Annotated in this window: 1 protein-coding gene; it reads left to right on the top strand. The window is 49.5% G+C overall.

What is annotated here, in order from left to right; genetic code table 11:
* Positions 1-55: 55 nt before the first annotated feature.
* Positions 56-951, top strand: an 896-nt coding sequence (locus tag R8N47_RS23945; RefSeq protein WP_318185942.1) for a sulfurtransferase, incomplete at its 3' end; no start/stop codon positions are given.

The following is a 951-nucleotide window of genomic DNA, read 5'->3' as shown; positions in this document are numbered from 1 at the left end:
TCGAAACATCAAGGATTCGGCAGCAAAACTTTAAATTAAAATACGGAAGCAACTCATGAAAAAATCGACAATTGCGTTGGGTGTGTTGGCCGCTGTCGCAGCGGTTGGCTACTCAGCTTACAATACGATGTTCTCAGCTGAGGCTGTGATTGTGGATGCTGCTGCTCAAGAGCAGAAGTTCACACAGTACGCTCACCCAGAACACTTCATCTCTGCACAACAACTGAAATCGCTGATGGATGGTGACAAAGACGTGGTTGTGATCGGTGCGCTAAACCCTATCAAACCAGATAGTCCTATTTCTGGTTCTTACACTATGTGGCGTAACGATTACTCAGCGACTGAAGACGCCTACGACTTCGGCGGTATGAGTAATAGCACAGAAGAAATGGAAACAATCCTAGGCAGCTTCGGCGCAACAACAGACAGCACAATCGTCGTCTACGCTGCGGGCTCACACCACGATGCTGCGCGTCTTTACTGGCAAATCCATAACCTTGGCCATCAAGATGTTCGTTACCTTGACGGGGGCTTGAACGCTTGGATGGGCGCTGGCTACCCAACTGGCTCTGCAAACCAAAGCGTTGCAGCGGTTGAATACAACGCACCTGACACACAACAAGAGAACAATGCCCTAGCAACGCTAGACATGGTTATCGCAGCGCAAAACAACCCTGATTGGGTGATCCTAGATACTCGCGGCAACGACGAGTTCAACGGGGAAGTTGCGGTTTCTGGCGCATACGGTCCGGGCACTATCCCAAGCAGTGTTCACATTAACTGGACCAAAGCGTTAAACGAAGACACGACGCTGAAATCAGCAGAAGAACTGCAAGCCCTTTACGGCGACATCATCAAAGGTAAGAAAGTTATCGCTTACTGCCAGTCTGGTGTTCGCTCTGCCCACACCACCATGATTCTTACTGAAGTACTAGGTGCAGAAGGCGTTTA

It is taken from the genome of Vibrio sp. 2132-1, from assembly GCF_033344315.1.
This window is presented reverse-complemented; position numbering and strand designations above follow the sequence as displayed.